Annotated in this window: 23 protein-coding genes; 10 read left to right on the top strand and 13 right to left on the bottom strand. The window is 67.2% G+C overall.

What is annotated here, in order from left to right; all coding sequences use genetic code 11:
* The first annotated feature begins 34 nt into the window (after positions 1-34).
* Positions 35-1,306 carry a hypothetical protein gene (locus GSQ95_RS09465; RefSeq protein WP_158892105.1) on the top strand — a complete coding sequence of 424 codons (1,272 nt, stop codon included), beginning with the start codon at positions 35-37 and terminating at the stop codon, positions 1,304-1,306.
* Here the strand turns inward: GSQ95_RS09465 and GSQ95_RS09470 are convergent.
* Complete coding sequence (locus GSQ95_RS09470; protein ID WP_158892107.1) at positions 1,303-2,514, bottom strand: YeeE/YedE family protein; 1,212 nt, start codon at positions 2,512-2,514, stop codon at positions 1,303-1,305. The two genes, GSQ95_RS09465 and GSQ95_RS09470, sit on opposite strands and share 4 nt — an antisense overlap.
* Positions 2,515-2,702: 188 nt before the next feature.
* Here GSQ95_RS09470 and GSQ95_RS09475 point away from each other — a divergent pair, with 188 nt between their 5' ends.
* Positions 2,703-3,839 carry a DUF1615 domain-containing protein gene (locus GSQ95_RS09475; RefSeq protein ID WP_372240054.1) on the top strand — a complete coding sequence of 379 codons (1,137 nt, stop codon included), beginning with the start codon at positions 2,703-2,705 and terminating at the stop codon, positions 3,837-3,839.
* Positions 3,840-3,978: 139 nt separating this feature from the next.
* The gene (locus GSQ95_RS09480) at positions 3,979-4,332 is read left to right on the top strand and encodes a hypothetical protein (protein WP_158892109.1); all 354 of its coding nucleotides are present in this window, start codon (positions 3,979-3,981) and stop codon (positions 4,330-4,332) included.
* A gap of 3 nt (positions 4,333-4,335) precedes the next feature.
* On the opposite strand, the gene GSQ95_RS09485 is transcribed toward GSQ95_RS09480, so the two are convergent.
* From GSQ95_RS09485 to GSQ95_RS09500, 4 genes are all read right to left on the bottom strand, one after another.
* Positions 4,336-5,415, bottom strand: coding sequence for an SMP-30/gluconolactonase/LRE family protein (locus GSQ95_RS09485; protein ID WP_158892111.1), 1,080 nt, complete (start codon positions 5,413-5,415; stop codon positions 4,336-4,338).
* 117 nt (positions 5,416-5,532) lie between these two features.
* Positions 5,533-6,780, bottom strand: a complete 1,248-nt coding sequence (locus GSQ95_RS09490) for a diguanylate cyclase (RefSeq protein ID WP_158892113.1) — start codon at positions 6,778-6,780, stop codon at positions 5,533-5,535.
* A 121-nt stretch (positions 6,781-6,901) separates the two neighbouring features.
* Entirely contained in the window at positions 6,902-8,155 is a 1,254-nt protein-coding gene (locus GSQ95_RS09495; protein WP_158892115.1) for an EAL domain-containing protein, read from the bottom strand.
* An 83-nt stretch (positions 8,156-8,238) separates the two neighbouring features.
* The gene (locus tag GSQ95_RS09500; protein WP_158892117.1) at positions 8,239-9,996 is read right to left on the bottom strand and encodes a bifunctional diguanylate cyclase/phosphodiesterase; all 1,758 of its coding nucleotides are present in this window, start codon (positions 9,994-9,996) and stop codon (positions 8,239-8,241) included.
* Between the two features lie 236 nt (positions 9,997-10,232).
* Here GSQ95_RS09500 and GSQ95_RS09505 point away from each other — a divergent pair, with 236 nt between their 5' ends.
* Positions 10,233-10,970: a haloacid dehalogenase type II gene (locus GSQ95_RS09505; RefSeq protein ID WP_178118405.1), complete on the top strand. Its 738-nt coding sequence runs from the start codon at positions 10,233-10,235 to the stop codon at positions 10,968-10,970.
* Between the two features lie 13 nt (positions 10,971-10,983).
* Positions 10,984-12,288: a leucine-rich repeat-containing protein kinase family protein gene (locus GSQ95_RS09510; protein WP_158892119.1), complete on the top strand. Its 1,305-nt coding sequence runs from the start codon at positions 10,984-10,986 to the stop codon at positions 12,286-12,288.
* On the opposite strand, the gene GSQ95_RS09515 is transcribed toward GSQ95_RS09510, so the two are convergent.
* The 3 genes from GSQ95_RS09515 to GSQ95_RS09525 form a co-directional block, all read right to left on the bottom strand.
* Positions 12,285-12,989: an aspartate/glutamate racemase family protein gene (locus GSQ95_RS09515; RefSeq protein WP_158892121.1), complete on the bottom strand. Its 705-nt coding sequence runs from the start codon at positions 12,987-12,989 to the stop codon at positions 12,285-12,287. The two genes, GSQ95_RS09510 and GSQ95_RS09515, sit on opposite strands and share 4 nt — an antisense overlap.
* Positions 12,990-13,256: 267 nt before the next feature.
* A complete protein-coding gene (locus GSQ95_RS09520; protein ID WP_158892123.1) occupies positions 13,257-13,529 on the bottom strand; it encodes a BrnA antitoxin family protein in 273 nt (90 codons plus the stop codon).
* Positions 13,507-13,782, bottom strand: a complete 276-nt coding sequence (locus GSQ95_RS09525; RefSeq protein ID WP_158892125.1) for a BrnT family toxin — start codon at positions 13,780-13,782, stop codon at positions 13,507-13,509. Before GSQ95_RS09525 ends, GSQ95_RS09520 begins: the two co-directional genes overlap by 23 nt.
* Positions 13,783-13,979: 197 nt before the next feature.
* On the opposite strand from GSQ95_RS09525, the gene GSQ95_RS09530 reads away from it, so the two are divergent.
* Entirely contained in the window at positions 13,980-14,222 is a 243-nt protein-coding gene (locus tag GSQ95_RS09530) for a hypothetical protein (RefSeq protein ID WP_158892127.1), read from the top strand.
* 92 nt (positions 14,223-14,314) lie between these two features.
* Here GSQ95_RS09530 and GSQ95_RS09535 read toward each other — a convergent pair whose 3' ends face one another.
* Positions 14,315-15,121: an SDR family oxidoreductase gene (locus GSQ95_RS09535; protein WP_158892129.1), complete on the bottom strand. Its 807-nt coding sequence runs from the start codon at positions 15,119-15,121 to the stop codon at positions 14,315-14,317.
* A gap of 122 nt (positions 15,122-15,243) precedes the next feature.
* Here GSQ95_RS09535 and GSQ95_RS09540 point away from each other — a divergent pair, with 122 nt between their 5' ends.
* Entirely contained in the window at positions 15,244-15,459 is a 216-nt protein-coding gene (locus GSQ95_RS09540) for a DUF3820 family protein (protein ID WP_158892131.1), read from the top strand.
* Here GSQ95_RS09540 and GSQ95_RS09545 read toward each other — a convergent pair.
* Entirely contained in the window at positions 15,456-15,908 is a 453-nt protein-coding gene (locus tag GSQ95_RS09545) for a GNAT family N-acetyltransferase (RefSeq protein WP_158892133.1), read from the bottom strand. The genes GSQ95_RS09540 and GSQ95_RS09545 overlap by 4 nt on opposite strands.
* A gap of 2 nt (positions 15,909-15,910) precedes the next feature.
* The gene (locus GSQ95_RS09550) at positions 15,911-16,135 is read right to left on the bottom strand and encodes a hypothetical protein (RefSeq protein WP_133859899.1); all 225 of its coding nucleotides are present in this window, start codon (positions 16,133-16,135) and stop codon (positions 15,911-15,913) included.
* 124 nt (positions 16,136-16,259) lie between these two features.
* Here GSQ95_RS09550 and GSQ95_RS09555 point away from each other — a divergent pair, with 124 nt between their 5' ends.
* Complete coding sequence (locus GSQ95_RS09555) at positions 16,260-16,673, top strand: VOC family protein (protein WP_158892135.1); 414 nt, start codon at positions 16,260-16,262, stop codon at positions 16,671-16,673.
* 23 nt (positions 16,674-16,696) lie between these two features.
* Here GSQ95_RS09555 and GSQ95_RS09560 read toward each other — a convergent pair whose 3' ends face one another.
* The gene (locus GSQ95_RS09560) at positions 16,697-17,047 is read right to left on the bottom strand and encodes a 4a-hydroxytetrahydrobiopterin dehydratase (protein ID WP_158892137.1); all 351 of its coding nucleotides are present in this window, start codon (positions 17,045-17,047) and stop codon (positions 16,697-16,699) included.
* 163 nt (positions 17,048-17,210) lie between these two features.
* Here GSQ95_RS09560 and acs point away from each other — a divergent pair, with 163 nt between their 5' ends.
* Together acs and GSQ95_RS09570 are read left to right on the top strand one after the other, a co-directional pair.
* A complete protein-coding gene (gene acs / locus GSQ95_RS09565) occupies positions 17,211-19,169 on the top strand; it encodes an acetate--CoA ligase (RefSeq protein ID WP_158892139.1) in 1,959 nt (652 codons plus the stop codon).
* Positions 19,170-19,453: 284 nt separating this feature from the next.
* Complete coding sequence (locus tag GSQ95_RS09570) at positions 19,454-20,416, top strand: GlxA family transcriptional regulator (protein ID WP_158892141.1); 963 nt, start codon at positions 19,454-19,456, stop codon at positions 20,414-20,416.
* Between the two features lie 18 nt (positions 20,417-20,434).
* Here GSQ95_RS09570 and GSQ95_RS09575 read toward each other — a convergent pair whose 3' ends face one another.
* The gene (locus GSQ95_RS09575) at positions 20,435-22,999 is read right to left on the bottom strand and encodes an EAL domain-containing protein (protein WP_158892143.1); all 2,565 of its coding nucleotides are present in this window, start codon (positions 22,997-22,999) and stop codon (positions 20,435-20,437) included.
* Positions 23,000-23,122 lie beyond the last annotated feature (123 nt).

The following is a 23,122-nucleotide window of genomic DNA, read 5'->3' on the forward strand; positions in this document are numbered from 1 at the left end:
CCCTATCCATGAACACGCTGCGAGGAAACCGGGCATGCCGGGTACGCTGATCAATCGACTGAGTTTTCTGGCCCTGGGTGGCCTGATGGTCCTGCAGTTCGGCGTCTTCGAACAGAGCCCGACCAATCCGGTGGGCATCCGCTACGTGGGTGAACTGTACCTGGCGATCTGCCTGGGCTTCTTCGCGCTCTTCACCCTGAGCACCTGGCATCGGCCACAGCGCGACTACCGGCTGCTGATGGGCTTCTGCCTGTTTTCCACGGCGATGTTCGTCGGCCTGCCGGCGGTGTTCGCCCAGCTGTTCTGGGGCCAGCCGCTGGTCTACGGCCTCATCGAGGAGCGGCGGGTGCTCTACTGCTTCAGCGCCTTCCTGGTCCTGTACCTGGCCAAGCGGCTGAATGCCGTGCAGTTCGAGAATCTGATCATCCTGGTCGGGCTGCTCTCGGCACTGCTGTGCTGGCTGTCCTACTTCAAGATGCTGCCGGACCTGCGCGAGGAGGTGAAGGACCTCAGCCGCCCCGGGCGGGCTTCCACGGGAGCGGGCGCCATCTTCTTCGGCTATTTCATCTGCATCTACTTCGCCGGTCGCGGGCGTTCCTTCATCGACGGCCAGTTACGGCCCAAGCTGAGGCACGGCCTGCTGGCGCTGTTCTTTCTGGCGACCATCGTGGTGGTGTTGCAGACCCGCCAGCTGATCGTGGTCTGCCTGGTGTTCACCATCCTCGCCCTGCGCGCACGCCTGATCGGACCGGCGCTGTTCGGCGCCATCATCATCGCGCCGCTGATCCTCTATCCGCATCTCCTGGAAACCCTCGGCTTCAACCTGGATTTCTATGCGCGCTCGGTGCAGGAAGGCCCCACCGACAATGTCCGGGAAAACACCATTTCCCAGATCATCAACCACCTGCAGCTGTACAACGGCCTGCCCAGCGGCAGCCTCAGCCTGATGTGGAACGACGGCTTCAAGCCGATCTTCGGCGACTACTTCTTCCTCTCCGATGTCGGCATCTTCGGCACCGTGTTCCGCTTCGGCTTCCTGTCGATCCTGGTGATTCCCATCGGCCTGGCGGTCCACTACCTGGTAGCGCGCAAGCTGAGCCGCGACCTGGAATTCACCCTGGCGGTATTTCTCGCCTTCATGACCATCTGGCCGCTGCAGGGACTGTTCGAATACCAGGGCACCGCGGCTCTGCTCTTTGTCATGCAGGCACTGAAGACCTACCACGGCGCGCCCCAGTACGGGGTGGTGAGCCTGCCGGAGCGACCGGGGGCGCTGCCGCCCGGTCGCCAGGTCTTGCCGGTCTAGCAGCCGGTCAGGCGTTCGACGCGGCGTTCGCCGGGAAAGAAGAAGGGGCGCAGGCGCACGCCCAGACTGTTGCCGAAAAAGGCGGCTACCAGCCACAGCCAGCCATGCAGGCTGCCCGAGGCGATGCCGCTGAAGTAGGCGCCGATGTTGCAGCCATAGGCCAGCCGTGCACCGTAGCCCAGCAGCAGGCCGCCGAGCACCGCCGCCACCAGCGACCGCGCGGGGATGCGCAGGCTGGGGGCGAAGCGCCCGGCGAGGCCTGCGGCGGCCAGGGCGCCCAGCATGATGCCAAGGTTCATCACGCTGGTGACGTCGAACCAGAAGGGCTCGGCCAGCGCCCGCGCATTGGCCGGTTGCTGCCAGAAGGCCCAGCCGGAGACGTCCAGCCCGAGCAGACCGGCACCCTTGGCGCCCCAGAGGGCGAAGGCCGAGGTGACGCCCCAGGGGCGACCGGCCAGGGCCAGGGTGACGAAGTTCAGCACGGCCAGGGCGATGGCGCCCCAGACCAGCGGCCAGTTGCCGCGCAGCAGGCGTGCCGCGCCCTGGTGTTCGCCGGGGACCGTGGCTTCCAGTCTGCCGTGGCGACGGCGTTCCAGCACCACCGAGATCCAGGCGATCAGGGCGAAGGCCGCCAGGCTGACCAGGATGCCGGGCAGCACGCCCAGGCGGGTCACCAGGGAGGTGGGCGGCAGGCTGGGCAGGGCGAACCACCAGCCCAGGTGGTGGGTGGCGATCAGCGAACCGATGACGAAGAACAGCAGGGTCACCAGCATCCGCGCATTGCCGCCGCCGGCGGTGAACAGGGTGCCGGAGGCGCAGCCACCGCCCAGTTGCATGCCGATGCCGAACAGGAAGGCGCCGATCACCACCGAGGTGGACAGCGGCGAGACATTGCCGCGCACCGCCTCGCCGAACAGACTGCCGGCGCCGAGGGCGGGAAAGAACAGCAGCACCGCCAGGGCCAGCATCACCATCTGGGCGCGTAGGCCGGCGCCGCGACGATCAAGGATGAACACCCGCCAGGCCGAGGTGAAGCCGAAGGCGGCGTGGTAGAGGGTCAGGCCCAGGGCGCCGCCGAGCAGCAGCAGCAAGGCCTGACGACCGCCCACGGCCTGGTTGAGAAAGACCATGCCCACGGCCAGCAGGCAGGTCGCCCACAGGGCCGCCCAGGGCAGGCGAGGAGAGGAGAGCGTAGAGGTCTGCTGCATCATGGTTCCGGTAGCTTCGAACTAAAGTCCGACTATTTTAGTGGGACTTGTTCGGGAATCCCAGCGGACATCCACTGCTGGTTGAATGAAAAGGTTACATCGATATAACCAGAAGTTATTGAGGTGACAATACAGCCATTTGCTCAGCGCTGTGGTCAAAGCGGCCAAAGGAATCTCCCGGAGTCGCCGTGTCCGCTGCTGTCACCCTGTCCGCTTCCGCTTTGCCCACCCTGTCGCAGCTGCGCGGCTGGACTGCTCTGGTTGCTGCACTGGTACTGGCCGGTTGCAGCCTGACGCCGACCTCCCAGGGACCCACGCGCTCGCCGGCCGAGGTGCGGGCCGAACTCTTGCGGCTGTTGCCCGCCAGCGTGGCGGATCGGCAGGGCTGGGCCAGCGATATCCAGACCGCCTTCAGCGCCCAGGGTCTGGAGCCCTCGACGGACAACCTCTGCGCCGTACTGGCGGTGGCGGAGCAGGAATCCACCTATCAGGTCGATCCGCCGGTGCCGGGACTGGGGCGGATCGCCCGGGAGGAGATCGATAGACGCGCGGCGCGGGCCTATGTCCCCCAGCTGCTGGTGCGCACCGCGCTCAATCTCAAGTCGCCCAGCGGCAAGACCTACGCCCAGCGCCTGGACAGTGCCCGTACCGAGCGCGAGCTGAGTCTGATCTTCGAGGATTTCATCGCCATGGTGCCCCTGGGTGGCCAGCTGTTCGGGCGCTTCAATCCGGTACGCACCGGTGGCCCCATGCAGGTCAGCATCGACTTCGCCGAGGCCCATGCCCGTGGCTATCCCTATGCTCGCGACGGGTCCATCCGCCACGAAGTGTTCAGCCGCCGGGGTGGTCTCTATTTCGGCACCGCGCACCTGCTGGGCTATCCGGCGGACTATTCCACGCCGCTGTATCGCTTCGCCGATTTCAACGCCGGCTGGTACGCCAGTCGAAATGCCGCCTTCCAGAGCGCGGTAAGCCGAGCCACGGGGATGAAGCTGGCGCTGGACGGCGATCTGGTGGTGCCCGGCTCGCGCACCCAGGGCGAGACCGAGCGGGCAGTGAATCGCCTGGCGCCGGCCCTGGGCATGAGCGACATCGCCATCCGCCATGACCTGGAAGCGGGCGAATCCGCGGACTTCGCCAAGACCGATCTCTATGCCAAGGTCTATGCCCTGGCCGAGCGCAAGGTCGGTCGCAGCCTGCCGCGCGCCATCCTGCCGGGCATCACCCTGGAAAGTCCCAAGATCACTCGGACCCTGACCACCGCCTGGTTCGCCCAGCGGGTGGAGGAACGTTGGCAGCGTTGCCGGGGCCGTGCTTCGCGCTGAGCGGGCAGGGGGCCGAACGGCGTTTTCCAGGCGATGAGGGTCGGGGCGAACTATGGCAATTGGCCAGACTATTCGCCTACCATGGGGCGATGAAGCGGCCTCGCGCCGTGCGGTTCTGGTGTAGTCCCTAGAGGTCCAGATGACCGATATCCCCGGCTCCCGGTTGACGCTCGTCGTCGACCAGCCCACCCCCTCGGCGCGCCATCGGCTGCCGCCCCGCGAACAGGCCAAGGCCCTGCGCCTGCTGCGCACCCTGGGTCTCGAAGCCGATACCCCGCCGGAACTGGTGCTGGCCTGGCTGGAGCGCCGCGATGGCGGCTGCTCGCTGGCGGAAGCGGCGCGCCAGATCGGCCTGGGCAACTGGCTGGGGATCACCACCAGCCTGGCCGATCTCGCCCAGAATCTGGCGCGCTTCGAAGCGGCCTACGCCCTGGACAGCGTGCTCGACTCCCTGAACGTCCTGGTCGAGCAGTCGCCGCCCGAGTCCCGCTAGCCGCTAGAGTCCGGCTCCGCGGATGTTGACGTAGAGGCTATAGAGCGAGTGGGAGCCGGCCATGAACAGCCGGTTGCCTTCCGGGCCGCCAAAGCACAGGTTGGGGCAGCGTTCCGGCAGGTGGATGTGGCCCAGCGCCTTGCCGCTGGGATCGAAGACCCGCACGCCATCGAGCACCTCGGGCTTGGCCGCCGGGGCGCCACTGCTGCCCCAGCCGCACCAGAGGTTGCCCGCCACATCGCACTTGATGCCATCCAGGGCGCCGTATTCCAGCGCCTCGATGTGCTTGCGGCGCTCGCCCAGGCTGCCGTCGTCCTTGACCGTATAGGCCCACACCAGGCGATTGGGCTTGGCGCGGCCCTCGACCACATAGAGCAGCTGCTCGTCCGGCGAGAAGGCCAGGCCGTTGGGGCCGTTGAGATCGCCGATCACCCGCGTCACCGCCAGGCTCTCGCCGTCAATGCGATAGACCCCGTCGGGCTGCTCGGTCTTGACTCTGTGGCCCTCGTAGTCGCTGTTGGCCTGGAGCGGCGGATCGCTGAACCAGATGGAGCCGTCACTCTTGACCACCACGTCGTTGGGCGAGTTGAACGGCTTGCCTTCGAAGCGATCGGCCAGCACCGTGAGGCGCCCGTCGTGCTCGGTGCGGGTGACCCGGCGACCGAGGCCGTGGGTGGTCGAGCCTTCGCAGGCGATCAGCCGGCCCTGACGGTCGCGGGTCAGGCCGTTGGCGAAATTCGACTGGGCGCGATAGGTGTCCAGCCGGCCACTGACCTCATCCCAGCGCACGATGCGGTTGTTGGGGATGTCGCTCATCAAGAGGTAGTTGCCGTCGCCGATCCAGACCGGCCCTTCGGCCCAGCGCAGACCGGTGGCCAGGCGCTCGACGCTGGCGTTGAACAGGCGCAATTCCAGGAAGCGGTCGTCGAGGATCTCGATCAGCGGATCGGGATAGCGTTGGCTCAGGGGTTCGGCGGCGCGGGCGAGGGTGGGCAGCGCGAGGGCCGCGCTGCAGACCAGGCCGCCCTGAAGCAGACGACGACGCGACAACGGCTGGGCGAGCCCCGGGGAAGAGTCAGGCATGGTGCAGGTCCTTGATTGTTATTGTTCAGACGAGGCTATGCGGATCGACCTGCGGCAGCAGACCAATTGTCTGACATCATATGTTTTGTGGCGCAGGGCGCCAACCCGCGATCCGCGCTACTCGGCGTCCAGCACCAGGCAGGTACGGCCACGGCCCTGGCGCTTGGCCTGATAGAGGCGGCGGTCGGCTTCGTGGAGGAAGCCTTCGAGGTCGTCGGCGAGGCCGCTGAAGACCCCGGCGCTGAACGACAGCGGCGGAGCACCGGGGGCATAGGTCTGGGCGTGACAGTAGCGACGCAGCAGGTCCAGTGCCTGCAGCAGCTGCTCCGGCGGCATCCGACTGACCAGGGCGAATTCCTCGCCGCCCAGGCGACCGGTGAGATCCTGGGGCAGGGTCCGGGCCAAGGCCTGGGCAAAGACCACCAGGGCGCTGTCACCGCTGGCGTGGCCGTGTTCGTCGTTGATGCGCTTGAAGTGATCCAGGTCGAGCATGGCCACGCTCAGCGAGTGGCCCTCGCGTTCGGCCTGGCGGAACAGCTCCAAGGCCTGATCCTGAAAGGCGCGCCTGTTGCGCAATCCGGTGAGGGAATCGTACTGGGCGGCGTGGGTGAGGGCGCGCATCAGATCCCGCCGCTCCAGGGTCGAGACCACCCGGCAGTTGAGCTCCTCGGGGCAGAAGGGCTTGCGCAGGAAGTCGTCGGCGCCCTGCTTGATGAACTTGGCGCTGAGCGAGCCCTTTTCGTCGGCCGACAGGCCGATGATGCTGAGGTCGTGGCGGCGCAGCTTCTGTCGCAGCAGCTGCACCAGTTCGGAGCCGCTGATGCCGGGCATGCTGTGGTCCACCACCAGCAGGTCGATGTCCGGCTGCTCCTGCAGCAGGCGCAGCGCCTCGTTGCCGTCGCAGGCGTCCAGCAGCTGGTAGCGGTGGGGCGTCAGCACGTGGCGGATGTAGTTGCGGGTGGCGTCGGAGTCCTCGGCGATGAGGATCTTGACCGCGGTGTTGCTGTCCAGCCGGCGCAGCAGCCGGAAGGCGAATTCGTAGGAGTACTGGCTTTCCTTGAGCACGTAGTCGACCACGCCCTTGGTCAGCAGGTCATCGCGCCGGCGCTCGTCGTAGGAGCCGCTGAGGACGATGCAGGGCAGGCGATAGCGCAGCACCAGATCGACGCTTTCGCCATTGGGCGCATCGGGCAGGTTGAGATCCACCAGGGCGGCAAAGAACAGGTTGGCCGAGGTTTCCAGCATCAGCTCGGCTTCGGCCAGGGTGGCGCAGAACACCGGCTCGAAGTCACGCTGCTGACGAAACAGGTGCGCCAGAATCTTGAGGACCATGGGACTGTCTTCGATGACCAGGATGGAGCGCACCGGTAACTCCTGCAGGACAAGGATCGGCCGAGAGCCGGTCTGGCGTCAGATGAAGCGATCATTCGCCTAGGCGTATCGGCCAAAGACTCGGCGACTTGAATGGTCGCCCAGCCTTTGCGCTTCAGCTGTCCGGCCGGCCTTCCAGCTGGCGCTTCCGGGGCAGGCGCAGGGCGTCGTCACGCGGCAGCGGACGGCTCAGCAGATTGCCCTGCACCTTGTCCACCTGCAGCGCCTTGAGCGCTTCCAGTTCGGCGAGGGTTTCCACGCCCTCGGCGATCACTTCCTTACGTGTTTCGCGGGCGAAGGCGATGATCGCCGAGGCCAGCGCCCGGCGTTCGGCGTCGCTGTCGATGTCACGGACCAGACTCATGTCCAGCTTGATCATGTCCGGCCGCAACCGGAGGATGTGCCTCAGGCTCGAATAGCCGGCGCCGGCATCGTCGATAGCCAGGCGCACGCCCTGGGCGCGCAACGGTTGCAACTGGGCATGGAGGGCGTCGTAGTCGTCGACCTCGGCGTGCTCGGTGATTTCCAGCACCAGCCGGCCCGGCGGAGTACCTGCCAGCAGCGCGGGCAGGCGACCGGCCAGGATGGTCTGCGGTGAACAGTTCATGGTCAGGTAGGTATCGTCCGGCAGGCTCTGCAAGCCTTGCAGTGCATAGCGCATGGCGCTTTCTTCGAGTTCGTCGCCCAGGCCGACCGCGCTGGCCTCGGAAAACCACAGGTCGGGACTGCGCTGCGGCGGGCAATGGAAGCGCGACAGGGATTCCCAGCCAGAGATACGCAGATCGGCAAGATGATAGATCGGCTGGTAGACGATACTCGGTTGGTGCGCGGCCACCGCCCCCTGGATGCGCTCGCGCATCTCCACCTGGCCGCGGCGAGTGGAAACGTCCAGGCTGAGGCGATCGGCCACCAGTTCGGCGAAGGTCCGCACCAGCTCCAGGTCACGGGGACTCAGGGTCGGATCGGGCTGGTACTTGAAACAGCAGAAGGTGCCATAGAGTTCGCCATCGCTGAGTCGCACGGGCACACTCAGGTGCGCACCGATGGGCACGCTGCGGGTTTCCGGAATCAGCCGGGTGGCGCCGACGGCCCGGGTATCGGGGATGAGTTCGGGCAGATGGCCGGTGACCACCTGCTGGCAATAGCCCTGACTGAGCGGCAGGGCATCGCCGGCCTTGATCGGTGCATCGGGCACGGCATCGACATTGCGAAAGACCCGGTCCTGCTGGCGAAATTCGGCCAGGAAGGCCACGTCCATGTCCAGATGGGTGCGAACCGCGTGCAGCACCTTGTCGATACAGCCTTGACTGCTCAGGTTGCCGGTATCCAGTCCGACCACATCCAACAACTCGGTACCTGATTCCCTCATGTCCCCACTCCCGGGAAACTACGACCTGAACCAGTGTAGAGCCTGGAATGAATTTGTCAGTCAAATGACCTCATCCATTCGGCTTAACCCTGTTCGGCGTACCAGGCCTCGAAGGCGGGCAGGGCCATGGGGCGGGCCAGCAGATAGCCCTGAACCTCGTCGCAGCCGGCTTCCTGCAGGAAGGCCAGCACCTCGGGCGTCTCTATCCCCTCGGCGACGCTGCGATAGCCGAGTTTGCCGATCAGCGCCAGCAGCGCCCTGACCACCTCCTGCTTGCGCGGATCCTGGGGCAGGTCGTGGATCAGCGAGCGGTCGAGCTTGACGCTGGTGACCGGCAATTCGTACAGGTAGGCGAAGTTGCTGTAGCCGCTGCCGAAGTCATCGATGGCGATTTCCAGGCCCAGCGCGCGCAGCGCATGCAGCTGGGCGATGGCTTCCGGATTGCGTCTGAGCCATTCGCCTTCGGTGATCTCCACCTCCAGCCGGCGGGGATCGACGCCCTCGCGCCGGCAGGTCTCGCGCAGCAGCTCGACCAGATCGCCCTCGTCGAAATCCCGTGGCGACAGGTTGAGCGACAGGCGCCCCTGGTAGCGAGTGTCCCACTGCGCCAGCTGGCTGACGGCGGTGCGGATCACCCAGCGGGTGACGCTGTGGATCAGCGCGGTCTTCTCGATCGCCGGAATGAAGTCGCCAGGCGCAATGGGGCCGAGTTGCGGATGGGTCCAGCGCAACAGGGCTTCGGCGCTGCACAGTCGGCGTCCGGGCAGGGCCAGGCGTGGCTGAAAGGCCAGGCTGAAATCGCCGCGTTCCAGGGCTTCGGGAATCTGCCGGACCAGCTGGAAGATGCGCTGGAAGGCCTCGTCCTGCGGACGTTCGTAGACGACCCAGTGACGACTGCTCAGCGTCGCCTGATCGACCGCCACCATGGCCTTGCGCAACAGGTCACGGACTTCGCCCGAGTCGAGTAGGAAGGGCACCATACCGGCCTTGACCGGCGGATCGATGGGAATGCGGTCGGCCTGGACCGGCATCCGCAGCTGGGCGATGAGCGCGTCGAGCAGCGGCGGATAATCGCAGTCCTCCGGCAGCAGGAAGGCGAACCTCTTGGTGTCCACGTGATAGACCTTGGCCCGGTCCTTCAGGGCGTCGCACAGCCGCAGGGCCAGGCTGCGCAGGAAGGTTTCGAAGGGCCACATGCCCTGGGCCAGGATCAGTTGCTCCTTCCAGTGGGTCTCCAGCGGATCCACCAGCACCAGCAGGCGTCCTTCGTCGGGCAGGATGTTTGCCAGCCGGGCGATATCGGCCTGGAACTGCTGACGATTGGGCAGGCCGCTGACCGGATCGCGGCGGCGCAGATGCTGGCGCAGGCCGATGAGCCTCATCACCTGGGCGGCGAAATCGTCCAGGCGCTTGCGTTCCGCGGCGGTCAGTTCGCGCGGCTGGCTGTCGAGGATGCAGAGGCTGCCGATGGCGTAGCCGCCTTCGGTCACCAGCGCCGAGCCGGCATAGAAGCGTACATGGGGCGCTCGGATCACCAGCGGATTGTGGCTGAAGCGGGTATCGCAGCAGGCATCGTTTATCTCCATCCGGCCGTCCTCGGCCTGGATGGTGTGGGCGCAGAAGGCGTCCTCGATGGGCATCTGCGCCAGGTCGAAGCCAACGCGGGCCTTGAACCACTGACGGTCACGGTCCACCAGACTGATCAGCGCGGTCGGCACCTCGAAGCTGCTGGCGACCAGTTCGCAGAGGTGATCGAATTCCTCCGCCGGCGCCGAATCGAGCAGCTCCAGGGCGTGCAGCGCGTTGAGGCGGTCATCTTCGTGCTGTAGTGCATCGGCCATCGGGCTATCTCGGAAATGTCGACGAGCCTGGCAAGAGCAACAGGCCCGTCTGCGAGGAACTACCGCCACCCGAGCCGGGCGGGAGCGGCAAAAAAGAGGCAGGTCAACTGAGGTATCGGCTGAAAATCGTAAGACTTTAACCTGTTCCTCGCGCCCACCAAGCCTGCAAACCTTAACGCGGCTGCACGGCGGCCGCGAGTCCTGGTCGAACAGGCATCCTCTGCCGAGTAGCGACCATGACCCTGACCTGCCTGTTCGACATCAACGAGACCGTGCTCGACCTGTCCGCCCTGGATGGCCTGTTCACCGAGCTGTTCGGTGATCCCGGCAGCCGCACGCTATGGTTCGCCCAGACCCTGCAGAACGCCATGACCGCCGAACTCTGTGGCCGGCACGCGCCCTTCGAGGCCCAGGGCCAGGCGGCGCTGGAGATGATCGCTGCACGACTCGGACGAAGGCTCGGCGACGCCGACAAACAGCGGGTCGCCGACGCCCTCAAACAGCTGCCCGCCCATGCCGATGTCCGCGCGGGCCTCGATTTCGCCCGGGCGCAGGGGGTGCGCTGCATCGCCTTTTCCAACAACGCGCGCGCCGCCACCCAGGCGCAGCTGGCCTACGCCGGCCTGAGCGATGCCTTCGCCGGCATCCTCTCGGCCGAGGACGCCGGTGCCAGCAAGCCCGCCACGGCGGCCTATCGCCAGGCCGCCGTCAGCCTGGATCAGCCGGCCGAACAGCTGTGGCTGGTCGCCGTCCATGCCTGGGACATCGCCGGCGCCCAGGCGGCCGGTTTCAAAGGTGCCTTGCTGCAGCGGCAGGCCGAGCAGGTGGCCAATCCCCTGGCGCCGCCCGCGGTGATCGCCGGCACGCTGCAAGAGGCAGTGGCGCGCATTCTGGCGCACGAGGGCCGCAGTCAGCGGCCCGGCGTGCTAACGTCCGCGCCATCACCGGCGGGTGCCGGGTTTTCAAGACAGTGAGAGTCGCTTTCCCATGACGGATACCCTTGCCCGGCTGCGTGCCGGCGAACTGGCCGGGGCCACGCGCCTGACCCTGCGTGCCGACCTGACCGAATTCCCCGAAGAGATCTTCAGCCTGGCCGACAGCCTGGAAATCCTCGACCTGTCGGGCAATCGGCTGACCCGCCTGCCCGCCGGTCTGGGCCGGCTGCCCCGCTTACGCATCCTCTTCTGCTCGGGCAATCCCTTCACCGAATTGCCCGAGGTGCTCGGCACGCTACCCAACCTGGAAATGATCGGCTTCAAGGCCTGCCAGCTGGAGCGGGTGAGCGCTGCGGCCCTGCCGCCGCGCCTGCGCTGGCTGATCCTCACCGACAACCGTATCGCCGAGCTGCCCGCCGCCCTGGGTGAACGCCCCGCCTTGCAGAAACTGATGCTGGCCGGCAACCAGTTGCAGAGCCTGCCGCCGTCCATGGCCGACCTGCACCAGCTAGAACTGCTGCGGCTGTCGGCGAATCGCTTCGCGGCGCTGCCCCCGGCCATCCTCGACCTGCCGCGGCTGACCTGGCTGGCCTATGGCGACAATCCCCTGGGGGCGGAGCGCGAGCGCGCGGTACGCACCCAGGCGGCGCGGCAACAACGCATCGCCTGGCGCGACCTGGCGCTGGGCGAGCGACTGGGGGAGGGCGCCTCCGGCATCATCCACCAGGCGCGCTGGCGGTCGCCCACGGGGCCGCGCGAGGTCGCCGTCAAGCTGTTCAAGGGCAGCATGACCAGCGATGGCACCCCGGAAAGCGAAAGCGCCGCCAGTCTCAGTGCCGGTACCCATCCCTGGCTGATCGGCGCCCTCGGTGATCTGGCCGAGCATCCGGAGCAGCGCAGTGGCCTGGTGCTGGAGCTGGTGGAGCCGGCCTTCGGCAACCTGGCTGGTCCGCCGAGCTTCACCACCTGTAGCCGTGACGTCTATCCGGAAGACACCCGCTTCACCGCCCGCGCCGTGCGCACCATGGCGTGCGGCATGGCCAGCGCCCTGGCGCACCTGCACGGGCATGGCCTGGTCCACGGCGACTTCTATGCCCACAACATCCTCTGGGACGGTGGCGCGCACTGTCTGCTGGGCGACTTCGGCGGCGCCTCGCTGCTGCCCGAGGACGCGGTTCAGGCGGCGCACCTGCAACGCTTCGAGAGTCGCGCCTTCGGCATCCTGCTGGAGGAGTGGTTGGCGCGGTGCAGCGAGCCCGTGGATCCGGCGCTGGCGGCCCTGGCCGCGGAGTGCCAGCAGCCCGCGCTCGATGGCCGTCCGCTGCTGGCCGAGGTGGCGCAGCGGCTGCAGGGCTAGTCCCGGGTCTCGTCCAAGGCCCAGTCCACGGCGGCCAGGGCGTGCAGTCGCGTGGTGTCGAACAGCGGCACCGCGCTGTCGCCCTGGTCCACCAGCAGCATGATCTCGGTGCAGCCGAGCACGATGCCCTCGGCGCCCTGGGCGACCAGCTCGGCGATGATCGCGCGATAGGCTGCCCGCGACTCGGGGCGCACCTCGCCACGTACCAGCTCGTCATAGATGATGCGGTGCACGATCTGGCGCGCAGCCGTGTCAGGCACCACCACGTCCAGGCCGAAGCGCTCGGTCAACCGCTCGCGATAGAAGGCCTGCTCCATGGTGAAGGCGGTGCCCAGCAGGCCGACGGTCCGCAGGCCCTTCGCCTGGATCGCCGACCCGGTGGGATCGGCGATGTGCAACAACGGTAGCGCTGTGGCCGCCTCGATCTCCGCCGCCAGGCAGTGCATGGTGTTGGTGCAGAGCACCAGCGCCTCGGCACCACCGGCGGCCAGTTGCCGCGCATGCGCTTGCAGACGTAGACCCAGCGTCGCCCAGTCGCCGGCGTGTTGCAGCGCGGCGATCTCGGCGAAGTCCACCGACAGCAGCAGGCAGGCCGCCGAATGACTGCCGCCCAGCCGGCGCCGGACCTCTTCATTGAGGATGCGATAGTAGTGAGCCGAACTCTCCCAGCTCATGCCGCCCAACAGGCCCAGGGTGCGCATGGTCGTTCTCATGGTGATTGGCGAACGGACATCTTGGCGTCTGTTTAAGCGGTGCGTGAGGATCAGTAGGCCGGAGATCGAGCAGTACAGTGAGCGGCCTGGTAAGCCGCAAAAAAGTTGGGGGGCGGCGGGTGGTTTTCCGATGGAGCTGTGGCGGATGCTGACCCGAGGCCTTGAACGGCAGGTCAGGAAAAGCAGATAGCGCCCGACTCCTGGTTCGTCCAGGCAGGAGATGAACGCCCAGGGTCATGGCTAGGTGGAGCGCACTCAGGATGGCGAATGTGTTTTCAGCCAATCCTTGAGCGCGGCATCCATGCGGGTCTGCCAGCCTGAACCCGTCGCGCGGAAGGCGTCGACAACGTGCGGGGAAAGCCGAATGGTGATGCGCTCCTTGGTGACGCTGGCTTGGGGTCGGCCACGACGCAGCTTGGCTTGCAAGGTCGCCGGCAATGCACCGATGCGCACCGATTGCTCGACTTTTTCGTCGGTCCACTCCGGGTTTTCCACGTCGATCAATTCAGGATTGAGTGGCTTGCTCATAGCGTTTTACCCCGCGATTGTTTGCCTTGCGGAAGCTGATGACCCGGATGCCAGAGGCGGATTCGGTGAGCACCACGGCGTGCACCCGGCGCGCAATCAGGCCCAGGGGCGAATACCGTACTTCCGGATAGATCCTCCGGTCATCGACCCAGATCAGCGCCGTTTCGAAGTCGAAGTTGGCAACCCCTTCGAAGCTCAGTCCACGAGCGGCGATGTTGGCGGTGTTCTTGGCCGGATCGAAGCTTATGACCATGGATTTATTGTATGTACATTAATTGAGGCCGGCAAGACGTCCTTGTATAGAGGATCCCACGGAATGTGAGGCGGTCTGCCGCTAACGTCGACGAGCCTGGAAGAGGTGACCTCGACACCCGCCGAGCATGCCTGACATCGTCAGCTCCAGCGCCTGGATACGAGCCCTGATGTCAGCAGTGCCATGGCACACCCCACGTGCGCAAGCTACGCTTCGAGAGGCCACTCCCGGCCCTTGGAGGTGATCGTCATGCTCAAGCCCTGTTCGCCGCGGTAGCCCTGACCCTCTTCGCAGCCGCCAGTGTCCAGGCGGCACCCTGCCGGGATGCCCACGGCAAGTTCGTCAAATGCGACACGACCAAGACCAAGGCCGCGCAATGCAAGGATGCCAAGGGCAAGTTCGCCAAGTGTGGTACGCCCGGGGCCACACCGGTCAACTAGCGGCGGCCAGCTGGACATCAGGCAGGGTCTTGGTCATGACGCCTCGCCTGACGTCGCCACCTGCGCCTGCCAGCGCCCCGGCGCAAGGGCCGCTAGTCCTTTTCCGCCGACCCCGGCTCCGACCAGGCGCGATGGCGCTCGGCCTTCTGCGCCTCGCTTTCCACCCGGTTGAGCACCTCGCCCTCGTGCTGGACTTCGGGGCCGCCGCCATAGACATGGTCGAGGCCCTGCATCAGCGCGGCGTAGCCTTGCGCGGCCACCTGCACCGGATCGTGCTTGGGCCCGGCGCCGACGCTGGTGTCGTCTTCGCCGGCGCGGTGGAAGAAGTTGGTGTCGGTCTGGCCGGGCATGAGCACCGTGAGGGTCACGCCGCTGTCCTTGAGTTCGTTGCGCAGGGCGAAGGCGAAAGAGTTGATGAAGGCCTTGGAAGCACCGTAGACGGCCTCGAAGGGAATCGGCGCCGTGGCCGAGATGGACGACGTGAAGAGCACCCGGCCACGGCCGGCGGCGACCATCTCCGGCAACACCAGCTTGGCCAGGTGCACGGTGGACATGACATTGAGCTGGATCAGCGCCATCTCGTCTTCCAGCCGCGTCTGGCCGACGAAGGCGCCGCCCAGGCCGACCCCGGCGTTGAGTACCACAACGTCCAGCGGCCGCCCCTGGCGGCGCAGGAATCTATAGGTCTCTTCCACGCCCACAGCGGTACGCAGGTCGGCCGCATGACTCCAGACCTTGACTCCCAGGGCGCGCAATTCGCGCTCGGCGGCGTCAAGGCCGTCGCCGCGGGAAACCAGCAGCAGATCATGGCCATGGTGGGCCAGCTGCTTGGCCAGTTCGAAGCCGATGCCGCTGGAGGCACCGGTAACGGCGGCCAGTGGCCGGGTAACATTGCTCATGCTGAAATCCTCTGCAGACCTGGTGTAGCTGGGATCGTCGCGGAGAGCTGGTGCTCCCCGCGGCCGACGGTTGACCCCTGACGGCATGGCATAATCGCCAGGCCGTGTAGAGGAGACAAGCGATGCAACCCGCGGATCTGGACGCCCTGGTGACCTGGACCATGCCCTATGGCAAGTACGCCGGCCGCCTGCTGGCCGACCTGCCGGGCCACTACCTCAACTGGTTCGCCCGCAGCGGCTTTCCACCTGGCGAGCTGGGCCGGTTATTGGCGCTGATGCAGGAGATCGACCACAACGGCCTCAAGCCGCTGCTCGATCCGCTGCGCCGCCGGCGCTAGTCCGCCAGGCGACGCATGTCGATATGGGGAATCCCGTCCTCGTCGTACACCGCTGAGCAGGGCGTGAAGCCATAGCGGCCATAGTAGGCCTGCAGATGAGCCTGGGCGGAGAGAAACAGCGGGCGTCCGGGCCAGCGCTCGGCGCAGACGCGCAGGGCTTCCGCCAGCAGCAGATGCCCCAGGCCGCCGCCGCGGCCCTCGGGGGCGACGATCACCCGGCCGATCACCACGTCCTCGCGTACCGCCCCGAGCAGGCGCAGGTAGGCATGCAACTGGTCGTCACGCCAGCCGAACAGGTGCCAGGCGTCTTCCGCCAGATCCAGGCCATCGGCGTCAGGATAGATGCACTGCTGCTCCACCACGAACACCCGGGCGCGCAGCACTAGGGCGGCATAGAGCTCGGCGGTGGTCAGCGCCGATGCGGCGCGGCAGCTCCACTGGAGGGTCATGGTCAGTCCTTGCGGCGGCCGGACAGCATGCGGAAGCGGTTGCGGTTGAGCAGCACGTAGCCGGTCAGCTGCAAGCCCGCCGCAAACAGCAGGCTGCGCATGGCGCCGGGTTCGGTGGGACGCGGACCCTGGTAGAGGCCATAGAGGGAGAAGGCCACGCCCAGCAGGCCAAGGATGAAGAAGACCAGGCCGATCTTGGTCAGGCGGGGGAGGTTGCGCAGATTCATGGGCATGTCGTCAGAGGCGAAGGCCGCCACGCTAACCGTCCGCGCCGGGCTTGTCGAGCCGATAGGCAGGCGCGGCGGACTGGTCTAACGTGGCTTGATGACCCCTGCCAGCGGGAGAGTGTCCATGTTCAGCCATGTACAGCTAGGCGCGCGCGATCTGGAGCGCCTGATCGAATTCTACGACGGCGTCTTGCACGAACTCGGGCTGGTGCGCATGCCGACGGAAGACGACGGCGGCCCGCCCGGCTGCGGCTGGCAACGCCCAGGGCGGGCGTGGCCGCAATTCTATGTGCAGCTGCCCTTCAACGGCCTGCCGGCCTCCTGGGGCAATGGCGTCCAGGTGAGCTTCGCCGCGCCTAGCCCCGCGGCCGTGGAGGCGGCCTGGCATCGCGCCTTGCAACTGGGCGGCAGCGACGAGGGTGCGCCGGGCATACGAGCGAGCTACGGACCGGACTTCTATGCCGCCTATTGCCGGGATCCGGAGGGCAACAAGCTGTGTTTCGTCCATGCCGAGGGACTGGCCGCCGCCTGTGACTAGCACAGGGTCCGGCGCTCCGGCGCTCAGACGTTGGCCGCCAGGGCGACTGCGTCGGTACGGGCGGCCATGATGAAGTCGTTGCGGTGCAGGCCGCCGATGTTGTGCGTCCACCAGCTCACCGTCACCGCGCCCCATTCGGTGAGCAGGGCGGGATGATGGTCTTCGTCCTGGGCCTCGCGGCCGACGCGGTTGGTGAAGTCCAGGGCCTCGAGGAAGTTGCCGAAGGCATAGCGGCGTTCCAGCCGCGCAATCCCCTCGCGTTCCACCAGCGTCCAGCCGGGGACGGCTTTGAGCAATTCATGGCTGGCGGCCGCGCTCAGGGCCGGCTCGCTGGAGCGGCAGGGGACGCAATGGGAGTGGGCGAGATCGGCCATGGGGCGCTCCTTGGGGAAAGACAGTCACGAAAGGGCAAGGGTAACAGACCCGCCGGTCAGCTCCCGGCGCCCCGTCCGACCATGGTCGAATGGTCCGAAACCGGTGCGCGCCGTACAACGGAAGGCAACAAGAACAACAGTTTCCCGCCGAGGAGATCATCCCATGAGTGCCGCCTTTTACCCGGTCCGCGCGGAAGTCGCTTCCCGGACCCTGACCGATGAAGTCACCTATCGCCGGCTGTACCAGCAGTCCATCCTCAACCCCGACGGCTTCTGGCGCGAGCAGGCCCAGCGCCTGGACTGGATCAAGCCCTTCAGCCGGGTCAAGCAGACCTCCTTCGACGATCATCGCGTCGACATCCAGTGGTTCGCCGATGGCACCCTGAACGCCTCCTACAATTGCCTGGATCGCCACCTGGAAACCCGCGGCGACCAGACCGCCATCATCTGGGAAGGCGACGATCCGGCCGACAGCCGCCACATCACCTACCGCGAACTGCATCGCGAGGTCTGCCAGCTGGCCAATGCCCTGCGCGGCCAGGACATCCACCGCGGCGACGTGGTGACCATCTACATGCCGATGATTCCCGAGGCCGTGGTGGCCATGCTGGCCTGCGCCCGCATCGGCGCGGTGCACTCGGTGGTGTTTGGCGGCTTTTCCCCCGAATCCTTGGCCGGCCGCATCAGCGACTGCCAGTCCAAGCTGGTGATCACCGCCGACGAAGGCGTGCGCGGCGGGCGCAAGATCCCGCTCAAGGCCAACGTCGACGAGGCCCTGACCAATCCGGCCACCCACTCGGTGCACAAGGTGATCGTCTGCAAGCGCACCGGCGCCGACATCGCCTGGCACCGCCACCGTGACGTCTGGTACGAAGACATCACCTCGGTGGCCGCGGAGCACTGCGAGCCCAAGGAAATGTCCGCCGAGGCGCCGCTGTTCATCCTCTATACCTCCGGTTCCACCGGCAAGCCCAAGGGCATCCTGCACACCACCGGCGGCTACCTGACCTATGCCGCCCTGACCCACGAGCGGGTCTTCGACTATCGCCCCGGCGAGGTCTACTGGTGCACCGCCGACGTCGGCTGGATCACCGGCCACAGCTACATCGTCTACGGTCCCCTGGCCAATGGCGCCACCACCCTGCTGTTCGAAGGCGTGCCCAATTACCCGGACGTCACCCGCATGGGCCAGGTGGTGGACAAGCACCAGGTCAACGTCCTCTACACCGCCCCCACCGCCATCCGCGCCATGATGGCCCAGGGCGATGCGGCCATGCGCGGTGTCGACGGCAGCAGCCTGCGCCTGCTCGGTTCGGTGGGCGAGCCGATCAACCCCGAGGCCTGGCACTGGTACTACAAGACCGTGGGTCAGGAGCGCTGCCCCATCGTCGACACCTGGTGGCAGACCGAGACCGGCGGCATCCTCATCAGCCCGCTGCCGGGCGCCATCGGCCAGAAGCCCGGTTCGGCGACCCGTCCCTTCTTCGGCATCCAGCCGGCACTGGTGGACAACGAGGGCAACCTGCTCGACGGCGCCGTGGAAGGCAACCTGGTGATCCTCGATTCCTGGCCGGGCCAGTCGCGCTCCATCTATGGCGATCACGATCGCTTCGTCGACACCTACTTCAAGACCTTCAAGGGCATGTACTTCACCGGTGACGGTGCCCGCCGCGACGAGGATGGCTACTACTGGATCACCGGTCGCGTCGACGACGTGCTCAACGTCTCCGGCCACCGCATGGGCACCGCCGAGATCGAGAGCGCCCTGGTGGCCCATCCCAAGGTGGCCGAGGCCGCGGTGGTGGGCATGCCCCACGACCTCAAGGGCCAGGGCATCTATGTCTACGTCACCCTCAACCAGGGTGAGGAGGGCAACGAAGCCCTGCGCCAGGAGCTCAAGCAGTGGGTGCGCAAGGAAATCGGCCCCATCGCCACCCCCGATGTCATCCAGTGGGCGCCGGGTCTGCCCAAGACCCGCTCCGGCAAGATCATGCGGCGCATCCTGCGCAGGATCGCCGTGGGTGAATACGACTCCCTCGGTGACATCTCCACCCTGGCCGACCCGGGCGTGGTGCAGCATCTGGTCGGGACCCACCAGCAGATGAGCCAGGCCGTCGCCTGATCCAGCGGCCTTGGCAACCGCCCGCTATCGTCCAGGTAGCGGGCGGTTTCTTTTTTGGCGGTCCGGTAAGAACGTGTCGCCAGGCTAGAAGCCGCCGCCGTTGCGCTGGCGCTAGAATCGCGCCAGCCGGCGGGCCGCAGGGCACTCCGGTCCGCTACCCGGGGCAAAGGCCGGGACAGGGGCAACGCTCCGGCGTACCATGCGTGCCACCCCACAAGGGTTTCATGGCGTGCGGGCCCCGGATTGGTCGCCCCCGCCGCTCTCGACAGGAAGCCAGACGTTAGATGACCATCCGCATCGCCTTTCTGCTGTGGCCCGACGTTCGTCCGCTGACCGTGGGCCTGGTCGAGGAAGCGCTGGAACTCGCCGCTCGCCATTCGAGCGATACGCCCTACGAGGTGCGCTTTCTGCAGGCCGGCAGCGAGTTGCAGCCGCGACTGCCGGGTGGCCACTGGGAAGGGCAGCTGGAACGCCTGGATCGGCTCTTCGTGCTGGCCGACGAACCCTCGCCGACACCGCCGCCGCCGCTGGTCGCGGCCCTGCGCCAGACCGCCCGGGCCGGGGTGGTGATGGGCGGTTTTTCCGCCGGGGTGCACATCCTCGCCCAGCTCGGGCTGCTCGACGGTCATCGCGCCGCCGTGCACTGGCGCTGGCTGGAGGAATTTAGCGAGCAATTTCCCAAGGTCATCGCCACCCACCACCTCTACGAGTGGGACCGCGATCGCCTGACCGCCTGTGGCGGCCTGGCCATCCTCGATCTGCTGCTGGCCATGATCGGCCGCGATCGCGACGCCGAGCAGGCCGGCACCATCGCCGAGGAGCTGATCGTCGAGCGCCTGCGCGAAGGCAGCGAACGGCAGCGCATTCCGCTGAAGAATCGGCTGGGGTCGAGTCATCCCAAGTTGACCCAGGCGGTGATGCTGATGGAAGCCAACATCGAAGAGCCCCTCACCACCGACGAGATCGCCCAGCACGTCTGCGTTTCCCGCCGGCAACTGGAGCGGATCTTCAAGCAATACCTGGCGCGGGTGCCCAGCCAGTACTACCTGGAGCTGCGGCTGAACCGGGCGCGCAAGATGCTCACCCAGACCAGCAAGTCCATCATCCAGATCGGCCTGTCCTGCGGCTTCTCGTCGGGGCCGCACTTCTCCAGCGCCTATCGCAACTTCTTCGGCGTCACCCCCCGCGACGACCGCAACCAGCGGCGGGGTGCGGCGGGCGAGGGCAGCATGGTGGCCGAGCGCTAGGCGCAAGGCCCTGCCGCTTCAGCTCAGCGACTCGGTCGCCAGCTCGTCCAGCCAGGCGCCCAGCTGGTCGGCCGGCAGGGGCGCACCGCAATGGAAGCCCTGGATCTCGTCCGCCGGCAGGTGCTGCAGCTGGCGCAGGTGCTCGGCGTCTTCCACCCCCTTGAGGGTTACCGTCAGCCCCAGCGAGCGGCCGAGATCGATCATGGCCCGCACCAGGGCGCTGTCTTCCGGCGCCTGATGGTGGCGGGCGATGAGGCTGCGATCCAGGCGGATGCCGTCCAGCGGATAGCGGCGCAGATAGGCCAGGGAGCAGAGGCCGGAACCGAAGTCGTCCAGGCACAGGCGCACGCCCAGGCCCTTGAGCGCGCCCAGGGTGTTGGCCACGTCGGCAGCGGGGTCCAGAAGGGTGCGTTCGGTGAGTTCCAGCTCCAGCCGCGAGGCCGCCAGGCCGCTCTGGTAGAGCGCCTCGGCCACGGTCTGCACCGGGTCTTCGTTGGCGTGGAATTGCTGCGGCGACAGATTGACCGACACCGAGAGTCGTTCCGGCCAGCCCTGGGCATCGTGGCAGGCGGTCTCCAGCACCCAGCGCCCCAGGCGCTGGCCGAGGCCGGCGTCCTCGGCCAGGGTCAGGAAGTCCAGCGGCTCCAGTAGCCCCTGGGTCGGATGCTCCCAGCGCACCAGCGCCTCGAAGCCGCGCAGGCTGCCATCGGCCAGGCAACGGCGCGGCTGGTAGTAGAGGCTGAGGCGGTCATCGCGTAGGGCCTGGCGCAGGTCCTGCTCCAGCTGCCGGCGCAACAGCACCTGTTCGTTCATGGCCGGCTCATGGAAGCGCCAGGTGCCGCGGCCAGCGGCCTTGGCCTGGTAGAGGGCGATATCGGCCAGGCGCAGCAATTCCGCCGGGATGCCGGTATCCCGCGGTGCCAGGGCCACGCCCAGGCTGCTGCCGATGAAGACCCGCTGCTCGCCGAGGCGGAAGGGTTGGCGCAACTGCTCCACCAGCCGTCGGCAGAGGTCGGCGATGGTGCCCGGGTCGCGGTCGCCGCTGAGCACCACGCAGAATTCATCGCCGCCCAGGCGGGCCACCAGGTCGGTGGCGGTCACGTTCTGCCGCAGGCGCTGCGCCGCTTCCTGCAGGACCTGATCGCCGGCGGCATGGCCGAGGGCGTCGTTGACCGTCTTGAATCTATCCAGGTCCAGGCTGATCAGCGCCAGGGGCCGCGGCTCCGGGCCTTCCAGGTGGGTGGCGAGAAACTGGTGCAGGCGATGGCGGTTGGGCAGGCCGGTCAGGGGGTCGTGCCAGGACAGGTGCTGGACCTGGGCCAGGGCCTCGATCTCGTCGGTGAGATCGGTGACGGTACCGCGATAGCCACCCTCGGGAATGGCCCGGGCAGCGACCCGGCAGGTGCGTTCGCGGCCGTTGCCGTCCAGGTAGTGACAGACCAGCGGCGGTCGCGGCTTGCGGTCGTGTGCCTGGCCGGTGAGCCAGTGCGCCAGGGTGTCGGCATGGGGCGTCAGGAGTTCGTTGAGTGGCCGCCCCAGCCAGCGCTCGGTGGCTTCCCCGGTGACTTCGGCGAAGCGATCCGAGACATAGACCAGGCGCAGGGTGGCGTCGACCTCCCAGAGCCAGTCCGAGGTGGCCTCGGCGATGTCGCGGAAGCGCCGCTCGCCGATCGCCAGTTCGCTGCGACTGGCCAGCAGGTCATCGTATTGGGCATCCAGCTGGCGGATCGACAGCAGCGCCTGGCGAAACAGCCAGATCAGCCCCAGCAGCAGGATCAGCACCCCACCGCCGAACAGCGGCAGGGTCTGCTGCATCAGCCACAATCCCGGTCGCGGCGGGCGCCAGGTCAGCTGATAGCCGGAGCCCGGCAGTTGCCAGCTGGCGCGGCTGCCGGCCGGGTCGGTGGTGATGCTCAGCGGCGGCAGGTTGTTGGCTTCGCTCAGGGCGGCCAGCCGGGCGGGACTCAGCACATTGACGAAGACCAGTACCGAGGCCGGCGCCTCCTGGGGACGGACGCCGGCATGATCGCCCGGGGTGATGGCGGCGGCGGCCACCAGCGCCGGCATCCCGGCCACGGTCAGCACACCGGACACGCTGCCGGCGCGGGCGTCGGCGCTGCGTGCCGCGGCCAGCAGGCCGGCGATGTCGCCCTGCAGCCAGGGCGTAGCGGGATCGGCCAGCTGGCCATCGAGCAGGCGATAGCGGGGGCGGTCCTGGCCGTCGAATACCAGCACCCCCTCGTAGCCATAGACGCGGTACAGCGATTCGCCGAGGTTGCCCTGGTCGTAGGCCCAGTCGGAGTCCAGTTCCTGATGGAGGCGGCGATAGGCCTCGTCCCATTTGCTGTAGTCGATCAGGTTGCGGGCGACCTCTTCGTCAAGGCGGGTAAAGGTGCGACCGATCGCGCGCTCGGTGTGCTGGGCGACGGTGGCATCCTGGCGCACGGCATTGTCGACCAGCAGATAGCAACCCAGACCGATCAGGCCGAGGAGCAGTACGCAGAGCGCTGGGAACAGCCGCAGGAGGACGGTATGGCCCCGCCGACGCGGTAAGGCGCTGCGGGACGCGGGAGATGTTGGCATGCCTGGACCCTGGCTGGATGAGCGTTCCTGTGGCTTCGCCCGGCGCGACCCGGAGGTGGCCAAGCGAAGCGGATGAAGCCTTGCCGTCGCTAGACTAGCCCCTGGAGGCGCACGACGCTAAAC

The organism is Pseudomonas sp. BAV 4579 (assembly GCF_009765395.1).
Classification (GTDB): domain Bacteria; phylum Pseudomonadota; class Gammaproteobacteria; order Pseudomonadales; family Pseudomonadaceae; genus Chryseomonas; species Chryseomonas aestiva.

Bases quoted from the DNA above. Each gene is read 5' to 3' on its own strand.
- GSQ95_RS09465 (WP_158892105.1), top strand. From the start codon at position 35: ATGCCGGGTACGCTGATCAATCGACTGAGTTTTCTGGCCCTGGGTGGC.
- GSQ95_RS09470 (WP_158892107.1), bottom strand. From the start codon at position 2,514: ATGCAGCAGACCTCTACGCTCTCCTCTCCTCGCCTGCCCTGGGCGGCC.
- GSQ95_RS09480 (WP_158892109.1), top strand. From the start codon at position 3,979: ATGACCGATATCCCCGGCTCCCGGTTGACGCTCGTCGTCGACCAGCCC.
- GSQ95_RS09485 (WP_158892111.1), bottom strand. From the start codon at position 5,415: ATGCCTGACTCTTCCCCGGGGCTCGCCCAGCCGTTGTCGCGTCGTCGT.
- GSQ95_RS09495 (WP_158892115.1), bottom strand. From the start codon at position 8,155: ATGAGGGAATCAGGTACCGAGTTGTTGGATGTGGTCGGACTGGATACC.
- GSQ95_RS09500 (WP_158892117.1), bottom strand. From the start codon at position 9,996: ATGGCCGATGCACTACAGCACGAAGATGACCGCCTCAACGCGCTGCAC.
- GSQ95_RS09505 (WP_178118405.1), top strand. From the start codon at position 10,233: ATGACCCTGACCTGCCTGTTCGACATCAACGAGACCGTGCTCGACCTG.
- GSQ95_RS09510 (WP_158892119.1), top strand. From the start codon at position 10,984: ATGACGGATACCCTTGCCCGGCTGCGTGCCGGCGAACTGGCCGGGGCC.
- GSQ95_RS09515 (WP_158892121.1), bottom strand. From the start codon at position 12,989: ATGCGCACCCTGGGCCTGTTGGGCGGCATGAGCTGGGAGAGTTCGGCT.
- GSQ95_RS09520 (WP_158892123.1), bottom strand. From the start codon at position 13,529: ATGAGCAAGCCACTCAATCCTGAATTGATCGACGTGGAAAACCCGGAG.
- GSQ95_RS09525 (WP_158892125.1), bottom strand. From the start codon at position 13,782: ATGGTCATAAGCTTCGATCCGGCCAAGAACACCGCCAACATCGCCGCT.
- GSQ95_RS09535 (WP_158892129.1), bottom strand. From the start codon at position 15,121: ATGAGCAATGTTACCCGGCCACTGGCCGCCGTTACCGGTGCCTCCAGC.
- GSQ95_RS09540 (WP_158892131.1), top strand. From the start codon at position 15,244: ATGCAACCCGCGGATCTGGACGCCCTGGTGACCTGGACCATGCCCTAT.
- GSQ95_RS09545 (WP_158892133.1), bottom strand. From the start codon at position 15,908: ATGACCCTCCAGTGGAGCTGCCGCGCCGCATCGGCGCTGACCACCGCC.
- GSQ95_RS09550 (WP_133859899.1), bottom strand. From the start codon at position 16,135: ATGAATCTGCGCAACCTCCCCCGCCTGACCAAGATCGGCCTGGTCTTC.
- GSQ95_RS09555 (WP_158892135.1), top strand. From the start codon at position 16,260: ATGTTCAGCCATGTACAGCTAGGCGCGCGCGATCTGGAGCGCCTGATC.
- GSQ95_RS09560 (WP_158892137.1), bottom strand. From the start codon at position 17,047: ATGGCCGATCTCGCCCACTCCCATTGCGTCCCCTGCCGCTCCAGCGAG.
- acs (WP_158892139.1), top strand. From the start codon at position 17,211: ATGAGTGCCGCCTTTTACCCGGTCCGCGCGGAAGTCGCTTCCCGGACC.
- GSQ95_RS09570 (WP_158892141.1), top strand. From the start codon at position 19,454: ATGACCATCCGCATCGCCTTTCTGCTGTGGCCCGACGTTCGTCCGCTG.
- GSQ95_RS09575 (WP_158892143.1), bottom strand. From the start codon at position 22,999: ATGCCAACATCTCCCGCGTCCCGCAGCGCCTTACCGCGTCGGCGGGGC.